General features: G+C 65.6%; 14 protein-coding genes. 9 read left to right on the top strand and 5 right to left on the bottom strand.

All coding sequences use genetic code 11. The features are described 5' to 3' along the window. Positions 1-5: 5 nt before the first annotated feature. Positions 6-464 (bottom strand): CreA family protein, encoded by a 459-nt coding sequence (locus WIT60_RS05390; RefSeq protein ID WP_339582918.1) that lies wholly within the window; start codon positions 462-464, stop codon positions 6-8. 120 nt (positions 465-584) lie between these two features. Here WIT60_RS05390 and WIT60_RS05385 point away from each other — a divergent pair, with 120 nt between their 5' ends. Both WIT60_RS05385 and WIT60_RS05380 read left to right on the top strand, forming a co-directional pair. After that, the gene (locus tag WIT60_RS05385; protein WP_339582917.1) at positions 585-1,823 is read left to right on the top strand and encodes an efflux RND transporter periplasmic adaptor subunit; all 1,239 of its coding nucleotides are present in this window, start codon (positions 585-587) and stop codon (positions 1,821-1,823) included. A gap of 10 nt (positions 1,824-1,833) precedes the next feature. Beyond that, entirely contained in the window at positions 1,834-4,980 is a 3,147-nt protein-coding gene (locus WIT60_RS05380) for an efflux RND transporter permease subunit (protein WP_339582916.1), read from the top strand. A gap of 73 nt (positions 4,981-5,053) precedes the next feature. On the opposite strand, the gene WIT60_RS05375 is transcribed toward WIT60_RS05380, so the two are convergent. The 4 genes from WIT60_RS05375 to yfbR all read right to left on the bottom strand — a co-directional run bounded on the left by WIT60_RS05375 (position 5,054) and on the right by yfbR (position 10,245). Next, the gene (locus tag WIT60_RS05375; protein ID WP_339582915.1) at positions 5,054-6,850 is read right to left on the bottom strand and encodes a Na/Pi cotransporter family protein; all 1,797 of its coding nucleotides are present in this window, start codon (positions 6,848-6,850) and stop codon (positions 5,054-5,056) included. Between the two features lie 146 nt (positions 6,851-6,996). Beyond that, on the bottom strand, positions 6,997-8,622 hold the full coding sequence (locus tag WIT60_RS05370; protein ID WP_339582914.1) for a SulP family inorganic anion transporter: 1,626 nt from the start codon (positions 8,620-8,622) through the stop codon (positions 6,997-6,999). A gap of 65 nt (positions 8,623-8,687) precedes the next feature. Next, positions 8,688-9,635, bottom strand: coding sequence for a 3'-5' exonuclease (locus WIT60_RS05365; RefSeq protein ID WP_339582913.1), 948 nt, complete (start codon positions 9,633-9,635; stop codon positions 8,688-8,690). A gap of 4 nt (positions 9,636-9,639) precedes the next feature. Continuing rightward, positions 9,640-10,245, bottom strand: coding sequence for a 5'-deoxynucleotidase (gene yfbR, locus WIT60_RS05360; RefSeq protein ID WP_339582912.1), 606 nt, complete (start codon positions 10,243-10,245; stop codon positions 9,640-9,642). A gap of 163 nt (positions 10,246-10,408) precedes the next feature. Here yfbR and WIT60_RS05355 point away from each other — a divergent pair, with 163 nt between their 5' ends. The 7 genes from WIT60_RS05355 to WIT60_RS05325 all read left to right on the top strand — a co-directional run bounded on the left by WIT60_RS05355 (position 10,409) and on the right by WIT60_RS05325 (position 16,775). After that, positions 10,409-10,789: a DUF3592 domain-containing protein gene (locus tag WIT60_RS05355; RefSeq protein ID WP_339582911.1), complete on the top strand. Its 381-nt coding sequence runs from the start codon at positions 10,409-10,411 to the stop codon at positions 10,787-10,789. 120 nt (positions 10,790-10,909) lie between these two features. After that, on the top strand, positions 10,910-12,019 hold the full coding sequence (locus tag WIT60_RS05350) for an efflux RND transporter periplasmic adaptor subunit (RefSeq protein ID WP_339582910.1): 1,110 nt from the start codon (positions 10,910-10,912) through the stop codon (positions 12,017-12,019). Then, entirely contained in the window at positions 12,016-15,324 is a 3,309-nt protein-coding gene (locus WIT60_RS05345) for an efflux RND transporter permease subunit (RefSeq protein WP_339582909.1), read from the top strand. Before WIT60_RS05350 ends, WIT60_RS05345 begins: the two co-directional genes overlap by 4 nt. 31 nt (positions 15,325-15,355) lie before the next feature. Further along, positions 15,356-15,571, top strand: coding sequence for a YgaP family membrane protein (locus tag WIT60_RS05340; protein WP_290728909.1), 216 nt, complete (start codon positions 15,356-15,358; stop codon positions 15,569-15,571). Between the two features lie 91 nt (positions 15,572-15,662). Further along, positions 15,663-15,953, top strand: a complete 291-nt coding sequence (locus tag WIT60_RS05335) for a metal-sensing transcriptional repressor (RefSeq protein WP_339582908.1) — start codon at positions 15,663-15,665, stop codon at positions 15,951-15,953. 22 nt (positions 15,954-15,975) lie between these two features. Continuing rightward, on the top strand, positions 15,976-16,422 hold the full coding sequence (locus WIT60_RS05330; RefSeq protein ID WP_339582907.1) for a hypothetical protein: 447 nt from the start codon (positions 15,976-15,978) through the stop codon (positions 16,420-16,422). Beyond that, positions 16,419-16,775, top strand: coding sequence for a carboxymuconolactone decarboxylase family protein (locus WIT60_RS05325; protein ID WP_339582906.1), 357 nt, complete (start codon positions 16,419-16,421; stop codon positions 16,773-16,775). Before WIT60_RS05330 ends, WIT60_RS05325 begins: the two co-directional genes overlap by 4 nt. Positions 16,776-16,840: the final 65 nt, after the last annotated feature.

Raw genomic sequence — 16,840 nt, 5'->3', positions numbered from 1 at the left:
AGGGTTCAGCGCCACGGCATCACGGGCACGGTGGAGATGCTGTTGGCCGGGGCGCCGTCGATCAGCTTGCGGCTGATGCCGAGGTAGACCAGCGTGCGGTGCTTGGCATCCCACATGCGCACGACGCGGGTCTCTTTGAACAGGATGGAGGTGTCTTCGCTGAAGACGGTTTCGTCGTCAGGCAGCTTGGCCGGCAGCGTGATGGGGCCGGTTTGGCGGCAAGCCAGCGAGAACTGGCTGGGGTCCTCGGCCAGACCCAGCGTGCCTTTGACGCCGCCCGTGCGGGCCTGGCTGACGTGGCAGGTGACGCCGGGCACCTTAGGGTCTTCGAAGGCTTCGACACAGACCTTGTGATTGGCGCCCCAGAACTTCCAGGCCGTGGTCACACAGCCCACGGTTTCCGCTTGAGCAGAGCTCAGGCAGGCCAGAAACGACAAGGCGACAACGGCGGCACGGGTTCTCATGAGAGCATGATAGTCGCCTCTGTCCCCACTCTGTCACTGTATGGGTTCATGCGTTTGCTTTACGGTTCGTTCACATGACTCGGTCAGAATCCGCAGAACCGTTCCAGAACTTGAATCACAATGCCGTTTCCTGCTTTTGGCGCCCTCACGCGCCCTCGCCGCCCCTTGACCGCCACGCCGCGCCCTGCGCTGTGGCTTGCCCTGTTGACGACGCTGACCTTGACGGCCTGCGGCGACAAGGCCAATGAGGCGAAGCCTGGGCAGAAGGAGCCAGCCACCGTGGGCGTGCTGGTGCTGAAGGCCGAGTCACAGTCGCTGAGCACGGAGTTGCCTGGGCGGACGGTGGCGGTGCAGGCTGCGGATGTGCGACCGCAGGTGAGCGGCATCATCCGCCAGCGCCTGTTCAACGAGGGCGATACGGTGAAGGCCGGGCAGGTGCTGTATCAGATTGATGCGAAGACCTACGAAGTGGCGGTCGCGAGCGCCAACGCGGCGGTGGCCAAGGCCCAGGCGGCAGCTCGACTGGCGGAGTTGAACCACCAGCGCCATGCCGACCTGGTGAAGCAGCAAGCGGTGAGCCAGCAGGTGTTCGAAGAGAGTCAGGCGGCCATGCGCCAAACCGCTGCCGAGTTGGCGGCTGCACAGGCGGCCCTGGCGCAGGCCCAGATCAACCTGGACTACACCCGCATCGTGGCACCGATTGGGGGACGGGTCGGCTTGTCCCAGATCACGTTGGGCGCGCTGGTGACGGCCAACCAAGCCGGGGCGCTGACCCAGATCACGCAACTGGACCCCATGCACGTGGACATCACGCAATCGAGTACCGAGGTGCTGCGTTTGCAGCGTGATCTGGCCGCAGGCCACTTCGAGCGTCATCCCTCGGGGGCGGCGCAGGTTCGCATCGTGCTGGAGGACGGCAGCGTGTACCCGCACGCGGCCACGCTGAAGTTCGAAGGGGTGAACGTGAACACCTCCACCGGGGCGATCACGCTGCGGGCGCAGGTGCCCAACCCGGACAAGGTGCTGCTGCCTGGTATGTATGTGCGGGCGCGCCTGGCGACCGGCCTGGTGCCCGACGCCCTGCTGGTGCCCCAGCAGGCGCTCAAGCGCGAGTTGAGCGGCAAGGCGAGCGTGTTGGTGGTGAACGCCGACCAGAAGGTGGAGCGCCGCCCGGTGGAGCTGGCCGAGGCCGTGGGACAGCGCTGGCGGGTGACGGGTGGCCTGAAGGCGGGTGACACCCTGGTGGTGGACGGTTTTCAGCGCATCAAACCGGGGGACACCGTGAAGACGGTAGATGCCTCGAAAGCAGTGAGTGTCGGGTCGGGAGCCGCGTCAACACCGGCGTCTGCTGCGCGCTGAGGGGCGGAGCATGGCGCACTTTTTCATCAACCGGCCCATTTTTGCGTGGGTGATCGCCATCGTGATCATGCTGGGTGGAGGCATGGCCCTGAACACCCTGCCGATCGAGCAGTACCCGGACATTGCCCCGCCGCAGGTAAGCATCAGTGCAACCTACACCGGCGCCTCAGCTGAGACGGTGGACAGTTCGGTGTCTCAGGTGATCGAGCAGCAACTCAAGGGCATCGACAACCTCCTGTACATGTCGTCGTCGAGCGATGCCTCGGGGGCGTCGCGCACCACCCTCACCTTCATGCCCGGCACGAATGTGGACCTGGCTCAGATGCAGGTGCAAAACAAGCTGCAGCAGGCCATGTCGCGCCTGCCACCCGCTGTGCAGAGCCGCGGCGTGACGGTGACCAAGGGCGGCAGCGACTACATGATCGTGTACCACTTCGCCTCTTCCGACCCGGATGTGAGCGCGGTGGATGTGGGCGACTATGTCACCAACAACCTGCTGGACGTGATCGGGCGCGTGGACGGCGTGGGCGAGGTGCAGGTGTTCGGCACGAACTACGCCATGCGCATCTGGATGGACCCGGCCAAGCTGGAGAAGTTTGCGCTGATGCCCTCGGACATCGCCAACGCGATCCAGGCACAGAACACCCAGGTGTCTGCGGGCAAGCTCGGTGAGTTGCCTGCCGTGCCGGGCCAGCAGCTCAACGCCACGATCACGGCGCGCAGCAAGTTGCAAACGGTCGAGCAGTTCGAGAATGTGCTGCTGAAGTCGGCCCCCGATGGCTCGGTGGTGCTGCTCAAGGATGTCGCCCGGGTGGAACTGGGCAGCGACAACCCCAGCGCGGCCTCGACCCGCAACGGCATGGCGGGCGCGGGCATGGGCATTGTGCTGGCCGATGGCGCCAATGCCATGGCCGTGGCCGATGCCGTGCACGCCAAGATCCGGGAGCTGGCAGCCTTTTTACCGCCCGACCTGACGGCGTTCGTGACCCGCGACTCCTCACCGTTTGTGCGGGCGTCCATTCACGAGGTGATCAAGACCTTGCTGGAGGCCATGCTGCTGGTCTTCCTGGTGATGTACCTGTTCCTGCAGAACTTCCGTGCAACGCTGATCCCGGCCATTGCCGTGCCGGTAGTGCTGCTGGGGACGTTTGCGGTGCTGTCGGTGGCAGGCTACTCCATCAACATGCTCACGATGTTTGCCATGGTGCTGGCCATTGGCCTGTTGGTGGACGACGCCATCGTGGTGGTGGAGAACGTGGAGCGGGTGATGAGCGAGGACGGCTCCTCGCCCAAGGAAGCCACACGTAAGTCAATGCGCGAGATCACGCCGGCCCTGATCGGCATTGGGGTGACGCTGTCGGCGGTGTTCATCCCGATGGCGTTTTTTGGCGGCTCGACGGGTGTGATCTACCGGCAGTTCTCGGTGACGATCGTGGCGGCGATGGCCCTGTCGGTGTTCGTGGCCCTGACCCTGACGCCAGCGCTGTGCGCCACCTTGCTCAAGCCCCTGCCGCAGGGACAGCACAGCGCGCACAGTGGCATGCCGCGCAAGGGCCTGCTGGGCCTCAACGACCGCTTCTTCCTGTGGTTCAACCACCACTTTGACCGCACCTCGCTGAGCTACCAGCGCGGCGTGGGTGGGCTGCTCAAGCGCGCCAAGCGGGTGGGCCTGGTGTACCTGATGCTGTGCGGGGTGACTGCGGTGCTCTTCATGCGCCTGCCCACTTCCTTCCTGCCCAACGAAGACCAGGGGCTGATGCAGGTTCAGGTAAACCTGCCACCGGGCGCCTCGGATGCACGCCTGCGTGAGGTGCTCAAGGAGGTCAATGCCTACATGGCAAAGCAGCCCGATGTGATCAGCTTCAACGCGGTGATCGGACGGGGCGGTGACCAGAGTTCGGCACGCGGTTTCATTCGCCTGAAGGACTGGAGCGAACGCCCCCTGCCCTCGCAGCATGCCGAGGAGCTGGCGCGCAAAGCCACGCGGGATTTGAGCAAGATCCGCGACGCCCGCATCATCGTGAGCCTGCCTCCGGCGGTGCGCGGCCTGGGCAGCACGGCTGGCTTCAACTTCCAGCTCAAAGACCTCAATGGCCTGGGACACGAAGCGCTGGTGAAAGCCAAGGACACGCTGCTGGCCAAGATGCGTGAGCGCGACGACGTGATCATCAACGTGCGCTCGACCAACCTCGATGACACCGCCCAGTTGGGCGTGATCATCGACGACCGCAAGGCGGCGGCGCTGGGCCTGGCCACGTCGGACGTGAACGCGGTGTTGAGCAGCGCGCTGGGCGGCACCTACCTGAACGACTTCCTGCACAACGGGCGTGTGAAGCGCGTGTACATGCAGGGGGATGCGCCGTTCCGGATGCTGCCCCAAGACATTGGCGACTGGACGGTGCGCAACAAAAACGGCGAGATGGTGCCCTTCTCGGCCTTCTCCGAGACGACCTGGACGGGTGGTCCGCCCGAGGTGCGCCGCTACAACGGCAGCCCGGCGTTCGAATTCACGGGGCAGACACCCGCTGGCGTGAGCTCGGGCGATGCGATGGCGGCCATCGAAGCCTTGATGGCCGAAATGCCACCGGGCATCGGCCTGGAGTGGACCGGCGCCTCGCTGCAGGAGCGCATGTCGGGTGAGCAGGCTCCCCTGCTCTACGCACTGTCCATCCTGTTCGTGTTCCTGTGCCTCGCCGCCTTGTACGAGAGCTGGACGGTGCCGTTCTCGGTGATCCTGTCCGTGCCCCTGGGGGTGATCGGAGCTCTGATCTTCACCGGCGCGCGCGAGTTCGCGAACGATGTGTATTTCCAGGTGGGACTGTTGACCACCGTGGGTCTGGCCTCGAAAAACGCCATCCTGATCGTGGAGTTTGCGACCAAGCTGCAGGACGAAGGCCGCGCGCTGTTTGATGCCACGCTGGAGGCCGTGCGGCTGCGCTTGCGCCCCATCATCATGACCTCGCTGGCATTCGGTTTCGGTGTGATTCCGCTGGCGATTGGCACCGGGGCGGGCGCAGCAGGTCGTCAGGCCATTGGCACCGCGGTGCTGGGCGGCATGGTGTTCTCCACCGTGCTGGGCCTGTTCTTCGTGCCTGTTTTCTTCCTGCTGGTGCGCAGTTGGTTCAAGTCCAAAGCAGCCGAGAGGCCCATGGCCTGATGGCGGGTGAGGGATGCATGGGGTGATGGACCTTGGCATCCCCAGGCGAGTGCCTGCTGCTTCCGATCGGACGTCACAGCACGCTGTCGACCACCGTATCGGATGTACGACGCGGAGGCTCGGCCGGCACGGTTTCCCGAAACGGCGGCATTTCGGTGACATTGGTGGGGGTGGGTGCCAGATCGGACATCGCAGACAAGCGCTGGGACGCCTTGTGCCCCTGTTCGACGGCGCGCCGCAAATCGCTCAAGCGTGCCAGCCAGTCATACACCTCGGTAACCTGAAAGTGGCCCCCGGCACCTGCGTGTAGCAGGCGAGCCTTGGTGGCTTGGTAGGTGTCTTCGAAGGCATCGCGGGCCTCGCTGGCCAACCATTTGCCTTCGGCGGAACGGGCCTCGCTCTCCGGGTCAGCGGCCTTGAAGAAAGCCTGCGCGGCAATGAACACCGGTGCCACGGCACTGGGCAGATCCGACGGGAGCTCCCCGCTCGCACCCGCCGCGTCTTGCCTTGTGCCACCGGTTTCACCCAGGTCCACCGAGCGCACATCGTGTGCACCCACCACGCCCACGTGATACATCACCCGCGACAGGGTGTCGAAATGGGTGGCAATGCGCAGCAACTCCGGAAGTTTGTCGGCCACGTCCTGATGCAGCGGCTGACGGCTCATCTGGCTGACGAAGCTGCCAATCTGCTTTTGCAACTGCTCGACCACGGCCAGCTTGCGTGCCAGACGGGTTTCCGCCTGCGGGGGCGGCACAGTACGCGGCAGATGGGTGGGATTGAGTTGGGTGGCTTCGTGGGCCAGTTGCAGGGCCAGGTGCCCCATGCGAGCCAGCTCGCGGCGCAGCGCCTGCAAGGCCAGTGCGGGTACGGTGGCCACGTTCATGTCCAGATAGCGGGGGCGCAGCTCGTCTTCCTCCACGGTCTGGAAACGCCCCTGCAGGAAGCGCACCAGTGGCGTTGACAGTGGCCACATCAGCAGCACCCCCAAGGCGTTGAAGCCGGTGTGGAAGATGACCAGTTGCGTGACCGGGTTGCCATCGCCCACGAAGTGCACACCGATGTAGTGGATGAGCTTGAGCAGCGGCGACAGCAACGCGAATGCGACGATGGCCGTGACGACGTTGAAGAACACGTGCGCTGCTGCCAGGCGCCGCGCATTGGGCGTGGCATTGATGGCCGCGACGATGCCAGTGAGGGTGGTGCCGATGTTGGCACCGATCACGATGGCGGCCGCCACCTCCAGCGTCACCATGCCGCCGGCCACCGCGGTGAGGGCAATGGTCAATGTGGCTGAAGAGGCTTGCAAGATGATGGTGAGCAGCAGGCCGACGAGCACCGCCATCAGCATGCCCCCGAGGTCACGGCTCATCTCGGGCAAATCGGCTGGACTCAGGCCACCGAAGCCGTCCTTGAGCAGGTCGATGCCCAAGAACAGAAGGCCAAAGCCGGCCAAGGTGCCCCCGAGGCCTCCGCGCCGCGTGCCCTCGCCCGAGAGCTTGAGTGCCATGCCCACACCGATGAAGGGCAGCGCGAAGGCATCGATCTGGAACTTGAAGCCGATCAAGGCGACCAGCCAGCCCGTCACCGAGGAGCCCAGGTTGGAGCCAAAGACCACCCACAGCGCCGAGGTGAAGCTGAGCAGACCCGCGTTGACAAAGCCGATGGCAGCCACGGTCATGGCGGTGGACGATTGCACCAGGGCCGTCACCAGAATGCCGGTAAGCATGCCGTAGAGGCGCGTACGCGTCCAGGCGGCCAGGATGCGCTCGAGGGCGCCACCGGCTGCGAGCTTGAGCCCGTCGGTCAGCATGGTCATGCCCAGGAGGAACAGGCCGACGCCGCCGAGGAGGTTCACGATCAACAACATGGCGAGGCGGACTCCGTGGTCTCAAGAGCGTCAAAAGGACGGGCGCGGGCGACAAGGCCCGGTCAGGGGGCGCCATCTTGCCACGCTCCCCACCGACACAGGCTTGGGGATGATGCCCGGTGCTTGGCGGCGGGAGCGGCCTGCGGTCAATCCGCCAGAGGTGCGCGACGCTCCAGCGCCTCCAGCCCGCGACGGTCGGCGGTCAGCCTGACGGCGTCGGCGATGCTCAACACCGTCAACTGGGTGGCAGGCAAGGCAGCACGCTGCAGCACCTCATGGGCATGACGCTTGAGTCGGGCCAGCATCACGTGCTGCCCGGCCCGGTCGAGGTCGTGGCACAGATCGCGCAGGGCCTCGACGCAGGTGCCGTCAAGGTTGGGTGACTCCTCCAGGCTCAGAATGAGCGTGTGCCAGCCGGGACGGTGTCGCAGCACATGTCGCACCTGGCCCAACAGGCTTTCGACGTTACCGAAGAACAGCGGCGCTTCGGGACGCAGGATCACCAACCCCTCTTCCTGCCGCGCTGCAGGGTAGATGGCCCGGTCGATGAAGTCATGGGTGTCGTCCATGCGCCCCAACTCCACCACCCGGGCCTGCGCCAGCCCGCGCAAGGTCATGAACAGGCTGACCGCGATGGCCAGCAACAGGCCGTCGAGCACGCCCAACCAGAGCACGGCGGCGACGGCAGCCAGGGCAATGAGGCGGTCGCGGTGCCAGGTGAAGTAAGGGCTGAAGATGTTGGGATTGACCATGTGGCTGAGCGCGTACACCACGATGGCGCCCAACACGGGCTCAGGCAGGTCCTCGATGTAAGGCAACAGGGTGAGCACCACGATGAGCAGCACACCCGCCGCAAAGAGGCCCGACCACTTCGTGCGAGCCCCGGCAGCCTCATTGGCCACGCTGGCTGAGTAGCCTGCACCCACGGGCATGCCGTGCAGGAGGCTGCTGAAGAGGTTGGCAACGCCCAGGGCCATGAGGTCGCGGTTGGGCTCGTTGCGGTCACCGTGGCGCAGGGCCAGAGTACGGATCGAGCCATATGACTCGGCGTACAGGATGAGCACCATGGCCACGGCCAACTCGCCCAGGCGCAGCCACTGCAGCCGGTCCAGTTCAGGCACCGGGTAGAGAGCCAGATTCACCTGGATGTCCCCCACGCGGATGACGCCCCAGTCTGCCAGCGGCCCCCAGCGTTGCAAGGCGATGCCCAACACCATGACAACCAGGGCGACCGGCACACGCTGCTTGAGATGCCCCAGAACCAACATGATGACCAAAGCACCACCGCCCACCGCCAGACTGGGCAGGTGCCAATGCGCCAATTGGCGCCACAACTCGGGCAAGAGGTGCTGGAGGTCGGGCGCATGCATGTGCAGGCCCACGAGCTTGGGCGCTTGCTTGAGGATGATCACCAGAGCCAGACCGAAGGTGAAGCCACGCAGCACGGGTTTGGCGATGAAGGCCGACACGGCCCCCACCCGGGCGGCCGCGCCCACCAGGAAAAGCAAACCGGTCAGCATCACCAGTCCGGATGCCAACGCGAGGCGCAGCGCTGGATCGCCGCCGGCCAAGCTGCCGGTGGCCGCGAACAACACCGCAGCCGATGATGAGGTGGCCGAGACGATGGCAAACCGGCTACCCCCTAGCAGGCCGTAGCACAGCAGGCCCACGAAGAGGGCCATCACCCCGGCTTCGGGCGGCATGTTGCCGATGCCAGCGTACGCCACCGCTTCGGGCAGCAGCAAGCCGGCCACCGACAGGCCTGCGATCACGTCTCGCTAGGTCGGTTGTCCGGGTGACCAGCGCTGCCACCAGTAAGCCAGGGTGTGGGCGACCATCAGAGGTCTCGCTGCAGGGCCTCACCAGGGCGGCTGGAAAAACGCTCCAGCGCAGTCTGGCGTTCGATGTCGATGCGGGCCGAGCGACCGCCATACACGTCCTTCTTGAGCCACTCGCACTCGGCGTCCAGCGCAGCCTGGTTGCCCACCAGCGTGTGCCAGACTTTGCGTTCGGCATCCCAGCGGTAGCCTCGGGCGCGCAAGGCGTCCTTGCTGGCAAACGGCGAGCCCGTGGCCTGCACCCGGTAGCTGGTGGACTGGGCTGCCGCCAGCAGGCGTGCCAGACCGGTCTCACCCGTGTTGGGCAAGGGGGCAGCCAGCACGGCCAGCAGGGCGTGGCAGTCCATCTCGGCGCGGTGGGCGTCGTAGAAGAAGCCCAACTCGTGCGCCAGGAACTCCAGCTTGGCCGAGCCGCGGCCCTGTGCCTGCCAGTCAATTTCAGACACGGAGCAGGCCCAGGGCAGTTGTGCAAAGGCGGGAAAACGTGCCTCGACAAACCCCCGGTCGAAGCGGGCATTGTGGGCAATGACCAGGTCCACGCCCTTCATCAGTTCCGCGATGCGTGCTTCGTCCAGGCGCTTGCCGGCCACCATGGCATCGGTGATGCCGGTGACGCGCGTGGCTTCGGCCGGGATGGGCCGACCAGGGTCTTCCAGCTCGTCGAAGACTTCCTGCACCTGCAGGGGCAAGCCCGTGGCCTTGTCCACGTCCACCAGGATCAGGGCCAGTTCAATGATGCGGTCGCGGCTGCTGTCCAGGCCGGTGGTTTCGGTATCGAGGATCAGCACCTTGGCGATCTCGCCCTGGCGCTTGTGCCCGAACTCGCGCCGAGGCTTGAGGCGGCGCAGAACGCGGTAGTCGGGGTGGCCGTCGAGCACCTGGGCCATGGCTTCAGGGTCGGCGAAGCTGGCATCCAGCAAGGGCGTGGGGTTGGGTGTGCGGGCCATGGGCTCACTCCCCCTGCATCAACGAGTCGAGCGTCAGCTCGAAAGCCGGGCCGAAGGTGTCGAGGAAGTAGCGCAACTCGGGCGTCATGTGCTCGTCGATCTTGGCGCGCACCTGCTGAGCGGCCTGCTCGAACTCCTGGTTGCCGTAGCGCAGTTCGGCGCGGCATTTGAGCCAGGCCGCGAGCCGGTCAGCCGACTTGACGAGGCGCGCCTCGTGATCTGGCCACTCGTGGTGGTCCATGGCGCTGCGGATGGCGGGCCGCAACGCGGCGGGCAGCAGTTGCAGCATTTCGGCGCACACCTCGCCCTCCAAGTGCTGGGTGGCGTGGCGCATGGCCGGCGAATACTTCACCGGTGTGGGCAGGTCACCGGTGATCGCCTCGGTGGCGTCGTGGAACAGGGCACGCGTGGCCACGGCGTTCGGGTCGACGTCGTTGCCCAGGACATCGCGGCTGATGACAGCCAGGGCATGGGCCAGCACGGCCACTTCCCAACTGTGCTGCGCCACATCCTCCTCGACCGCATTGCGCATCAGACCCCAGCGCTTGATGAAACGCAGGCGGGACAGGTGAGCGTAAAAGGGGCTGGGAGGCACGGTGGACTGAGACATGGGCACGCAGGCAGCAAGAGGAAGCGAGAAGTCTCCCATCTTCGCCCAAAACGAACCAGCCGCACACGGCGTACCCACTTCCGTCTGGGTGTGGGGAATGCGACTTGTGAGGGCCCACCCGCGTGACGCACAATGGGCTATCCCCTATTTTCGCGACCAGGGCATGTCAGACGACATCGGCAGGTACATCGTCATCGGTTTCGTGTTGCTGTTCGGCGCACTGGCCTGGCGCGCCTGGCAGATCCGACAACACAGTCCGCAATGGCCGTATGTGATGGGTGAGATGACAGTGTCGCGTGCCTACAGTCAGAATGACTTTGGCGAAGATGTCGGCACCCCCAGCCACCGTTGGCAAACCGAAGTTCAATACCGCTATGAAGTCAATGGTGTCGCGCTGACGGGTCATCGCCTGAGGGCGTTTGGACATCATCACTTCACGCAAGAAGAAGCCGAGGCCGAGATTGCACCGTTTCCAGCTGGCAAACGGGTGAAGGTGTATTACGACCCCGCAAACCCTGGCACCAGTGTGTTGATCCCGGGTTGACGCCCAGGCAGCGGCGGCGCGCACGCCGTCACGGGCCTACCAGCCGCTCTCATAGAGCACGATTTGCATACCCCGCCGGGTATGTATATACTTGCGAGCAGTTCAATCAAGGAGCCGTCGATGGCCTTCCCCTTCGCACGACACTGCGGCCTTACCGCCACCTTGCTGCTGACCCTGTCCGCATGGGCACCTGCGCAGGCCGCTGCACCAGCGGCCCCTGTGGTGACGACCTTGAAACTGCAGGCCCAGGCACAAGGCCAGGAGCGTCAGTGGGAAGGTGTGATCCAGGCCGTACGACAAAGTACCGTTGCCGCACAGGTGCCCGGCAACGTCACGGCTTTGCTGGTCAAGGCCGGTGACGCGGTGAAGGCAGGCCAGGTGCTGGCCCGCATTGACGCCCGAGACACTTCCGCAGGTTTGTTGCGCAGCCAGGCTGACGTGGCCCAGGCTGAAGCCCAGTTCAACCAGGCCCGCATGCACTGGGAACGCAGCCAACAGTTGAGGGCCCAGGGCTTCATCAGCGAGGCAGCGCTGGACAGCGCCCGTGCACAGTGGCAAGCCGCCCAGGCCGGCGTGGCGGCGGCGCGTGCGGGCCGCTCGCAGGCCGCTTTGGCCCAAGGCTTCACCACCGTGACCGCCCCGTTTGACGGCCGCGTGCTGAACACCCATGTGGAAGTAGGCGACCTGGCCGCGCCCGGCCGTCCCGTGCTGACCTTGTACGCGCCCCGCCCCCTGCGGGCCGTGGTCCAGGTGCCTGCGTCGCAGGCCGATGCCGTGCGCACCGCGCAACGTGTGGAAGTGGAAGTGCCTTCTGCCGGCGGTCAGGCTGCCTGGCTGAAGCCGACCCAAGTGATCTCCCTGCCTGGCGCCGACCCGGTGTCGCAGACCGTGGAATGGCGGCTGGACCTGCCTGAAGTCTCCACCCTGCCCGGCCAGACCGTGCGGGTGCGCTTTGCCGATCTGAAAGCCTCCTCTGCCCCGACGGCCGGCGCATCCGCTCCGGCTGCAGCGCCTCTGACGGTACCGGCTCAGGCCGTGCTGCGCCGTGGTGAGCTGACCGCCGTGTATGTGGTGCGCGGTGATCGCTTCATGCTGCAAGCCGTGCGCACCGGCACCCCAGCCAGCTCGACCGGCCCCGTCACGCTGCTCAGCGGCGTACGGCCCGGTGACGTCATTGCCGCCGACGCCCTGAAGGCTGGCCTGGCCAACGCCACCCCTGCCAAGCCATGAGCCAGCACACCGACGCCACCCCACCCGCCCTGGGCATTGCCGGGCGGCTGGCGCGCACCTTCCAGAGCAACGCGATGACCCCACTGCTGGCCATTGTGGCCATGCTGCTGGGGCTGTTTGCCGTGCTGGTGACGCCACGCGAGGAAGAGCCTCAGATCAACGTCACGATGGCGAACGTGATGGTGCCCTTCCCCGGCGCCTCCAACACCTACGTGCAGAACATGATCGCGCGGCCTGCCGAGCAGGTGCTCAGCCAGATCGCCGACATTGAGCACACCTATTCCGTCTCTCGTCCGGGCATGGCCGTGCTGACCGTGCAGTTCAAGGTCGGCGTACCACGCACCGAGGCCCTGGTGCGCCTGTACGACGTGCTCAACGCCAACCAGGACTGGCTGCCCCGCAACCTGGGTGCGCTGCCCCCCATCGTCAAACCCAAGGGCATTGACGATGTGCCCGTGCTGGGCGTAACACTGTGGAGCCGCGACCACCAGTCGGGACTGGAACTTGAACGCGTGGCACGCACGCTGGAAGCTGAACTCAAGCGCGTACCCGGCACCCGCGAGGTGCAGACCATCGGCGGCCCCGGCCAGGCCGTGATGGTGACCGTGGACCCGAGCCGACTGCGTGAGCGTGGCGTGGACCTGGGCAGCCTGCAACAGTCGCTCAGCGCCGCCAACCTGAGCCTGCCTTCGGGCGCCGTGCTAGCCCCCCAGGTCAACGGCCGCAGCCAGTTGCTGACCATCGAAACCGGTGAGTTCCTGCGCTCGGCCGACGACGTGCGCCAACTGGTCGTGGGCGTGCACCAGGGCAAGCCGGTGTACCTGCACGAAGTGGCCCAGGTCGAGGCTGGCTCACAGCAAGCCAGCCGCCATGTCTGGTACACGCCTGGACAGACACCCGCCGACACGCCTGAGGCCGCCTCGGCCCCGGCTCCCGGTGGCGCCTACCCAGCCGTCACCCTGATCGTGACGAAGAAGCCCGGCCAGAACGCCGTGGACGTGGCCCGTGCTGCTCGCGAGCGTCTGGACAACCTGCGCAACACCGTGGTGCCGGCCGACGTGGAGGTGACGGTCACGCGCGACTATGGCGTGACCGCCGAGGAAAAGGCCAACAAGCTGATCCAGAAGTTGGCGTTTGCAACCGGATCGGTGATCCTGCTGGTGGGTTTGGCCCTGGGTCGGCGCGAGGCCGTCATCGTGGGCGCCGCAGTGATCCTCACCCTCACCGCCACGCTGTTCGCGTCGTGGGCCTGGGGTTTCACGCTCAACCGCGTCTCGCTGTTCGCGCTCATCTTCTCTATTGGCATCCTGGTAGACGACGCCATCGTGGTGGTGGAAAACATCCACCGCCACCAGCAGCTCACGCCGAGCAAGCCGCTGCGCGAGATCATCCCCTTGGCTGTGGACGAGGTAGGGGGGCCGACCATTCTTGCCACGCTGACCGTGATCGCAGCCTTGTTGCCCATGGCCTTCGTGAGCGGCCTGATGGGTCCGTACATGAGCCCCATCCCCATCAACTCCAGCCTGGGCATGGCGCTGTCCCTGGGCATCGCCTTCACGGTGACGCCGTGGCTGGCGCTCAAGCTGATGAAGTCGCACGCAGGCGGGCACGGCACCGACGCAGCCCACGGCGAGGACACCCCTCAGGCTCCTACCGGTCTGGCCGCCCGTTTGCAAACCGTATTCCACCGCGTTCTGATGCCGCTGCTGGTGCACCGCGGCAAGCGCTGGGCCATGGGCCTGGGCGTGGTCGCCGCACTGACGGTCTCGGTGGGCTTGGCCACCATTCCGTCTTCAGGCATCGGCGTGGTGCTGAAAATGCTGCCCTTCGACAACAAGAGCGAGTTTCAGGTGGTGCTGGACATGCCCGCCGGCACGCCCGTCGAGGACACCGCAGCCGCCTTGCAGGACATGAGCGCCTTCCTGGCACAGCAACCCGAAGTGCAGAACGTGCAGGGTTATGCCGGCACCTCCTCGCCCATCACCTTCAATGGCCTGGTGCGACAGTACTACCTGCGTGCCGACGCCGAGCAAGGCGATTTGCAAGTGAACCTGGTGGACAAGGCTCACCGCCACGAGCAAAGCCACCCCATTGCCCAGCGCCTGCGCCCCGAACTGGAGAAGATCGCCACCCGCCATGGCGGCCGCATCAAGGTGGTGGAAGTGCCCCCCGGCCCGCCCGTCATGTCACCCCTGGTGGCCGAAATCTACGGCCCCGACGAAGCCGGTCGCCAGCAACTGGCCCATCGTGTGGCTGGCGCCTTTGCCGGCACACCCGACATCATCGGCGTGGACACCAGCCTGAAGGAAGACGCCGAGCGTGTGTTCCTGCGCGTGCAGCGCCAACGTGCTGAGTCGCTGGGCATCCCGGTGGCCGTGGTGGCGCAAGCCGTTCAATCGGCCTTGTCGGGCGCCGATGCCGCCTTCCTGCACGACGGCCAGGCCAAGCTGCCGGTCCCGGTGCGCATCCAACTGCCGCGTGAGTCGCAAGTGGGCTTGGACACGCTATTGGGCCTGCCGCTGCGTGCTGCCAACGGCCAGTTGGTGCCCCTGTCGGAGTTGGTGCGCGTGGAGCGCGGCCACATCGACAAGCCCCTGTTCACCAAAGACCTGCTGCCCGTGAGCTATGTGTTTGGCGACATGGCCGGCCAGCTCGACTCGCCCCTGTATGGCCTGTTCGCCATCCGCGACAAGCTGGCAGCAGCCGCCCTGCCCAACACCGGAGGTATCGACGAGTACTGGATCCGCCAGCCCAACGACCCCTTCCGCGGCTACAGCCTGAAGTGGGACGGCGAATGGCAGATCACCTACGAGACCTTCCGTGACATGGGCGCCGCCTATGGCGTGGGCCTCATCCTGATCTACCTGCTGGTGGTGGCGCAGTTCAAGTCCTACCGCACACCGCTGATCATCATGGCGCCCATTCCGCTGACCATCATCGGCGTGATGCCGGGCCATGCCCTGCTGGGCGCCCAGTTCACCGCCACCTCGATGATCGGGATGATAGCCCTGGCCGGCATCATCGTGCGCAACTCGATCTTGCTGGTGGACTTCATCGAACTGCAGGTCGCCCAGGGCATGGCCTTCAAGGAGGCCGTGGTGTCTTCCGCCGCGGTGCGGGCCCAGCCGATTGCGCTGACCGGCATCGCCGCCATGGTGGGCGCCTTCTTCATCCTCGACGACCCCATCTTCAACGGCCTGGCCGTGTCCCTGGTCTTCGGCATCCTGGTCTCCACCCTGCTCACGCTGGTGGTCATCCCGGTGCTGTACTACGCGGCCTACCGCCGCAAGCTGGAAGCAGCCTGACACCGTCTTTCACTGTTTCAAGGAGTTTCACATGACCGTAGAACGCATGATCCGTATCATCGCCGGCCTGTTCATCATGATCTCGCTCGCGTTGGGCGTGGAAGGCAGCCCGCTGTTTGTCTCGAAATGGGCCCTGGCCTTCACTGCTTTCGTCGGTGCCAACCTGTTCCAGTTCGGCTTCACCAACTTCTGCCCGCTGGCCATCATCCTGCGCAAGTTGGGCTTCAAGGACGCGGCCTGCTGCTGACACATCCCTGACACTGACCGCGGCTCATTCAGAAAGGCGTTGCACAATGAAAGACCAACGTACTTCCACTCCGGCAACGGACGACTGCACCATGGCAGCCCTGAACAACGACAAGAGCCGCACCGACATCCTCAACCGCCTCAAGCGCGCCGAAGGGCAGTTGCGAGGCATCCAGCGCATGATCGAGGAAGGTGAACCCTGCCTCCCGATCGCCACCCAGATGGCCGCCGTGCGCAAGGCCCTGGACAGCACCTACGTGCGCATGACCGTCTGCTTCATGGAGCAGCACCTGCAAGAAAAGCTGGGCACATCGCCCGAAACAGCACCCGACATGGCCGACATGTTCGGCGAGATCGAAACCCTGCTGGGCAAGATCCGCTGACCGGCTGCACCGCTCGCTGCTCATGACCTCTCGCCCCTCCGCTGACACCGTCCCCGTGGTGGGCGATCAGGTTCGCCGCGTCGAAGCCTCACTCACCGAGCTCAACGCGCGCATTGGCGTGCTGGCCAAGGTTCTGGGCGCCGACCTGGGGTCGGAGGCGGACATCGAGCACATCCTGAACCGTGAACACGCCTTCTTCCGGGTGTCTGCCGGCCACCATGCCGCAGTCAATGCCAGCGAACGGCGCATTCAACGAGAGTGGGAAGAGTTGCGGGGGCTGCTGGCTTTGCGCTGCGACCTGATGGCCCAGGCCGTGAAGGAGCTCGGGCTCGACACGGCGCGCCAGATCACGCTGCAGGTGCAGGCCCGCCGAGACAAGGAAGGGCTCAAGCCCGACTCGGATGGCTTTCACCTGCGTCACCGTCTGGCTGACCCCTCCCTCTCTCATCCCCACGGAGTATCAAAGTGAGTACGTTCGACCACGCTGGCCTCATGCAAGACATCAACAGCTGTCTGGCCCCGTTCCGCAAGTCCCAATCCGAGGCCATGCGCGGCTTCGGACAACTCGCCCAGGCTGCGATGGCCGAGGGCGCCATCAGCGCCAAGAACAAGGAACTGATCGCCTTGGCGATCGGTGTGAGCCAGCATTGCTCGGGCTGCATCGGCTTTCACGTGAAGGCTTTGCACAAGCTGGGCGCCACCCGCACCGAACTCGAAGAGATGCTGGCCGTGGCGGTGTACATGGGTGGTGGCCCGTCCCTGATGTACTCCGCCGAGGCACTGCGCGCCTGGGACGTGGTGTCGGGCAACACGCCCGCCTGAGGCCAACGGGCCATGCGCCCGGGCAACAAAAAACCCCGGAGGCCTTCACAGGCACCGGGGTTTTG

This window comes from Aquabacterium sp. G14, assembly GCF_037482285.1.
Classification (GTDB): Bacteria; Pseudomonadota; Gammaproteobacteria; order Burkholderiales; family Burkholderiaceae_C; genus Aquabacterium.
Note: the sequence above shows the minus strand (reverse complement) of the source record. Positions and strands in the feature narration are given on the sequence as shown.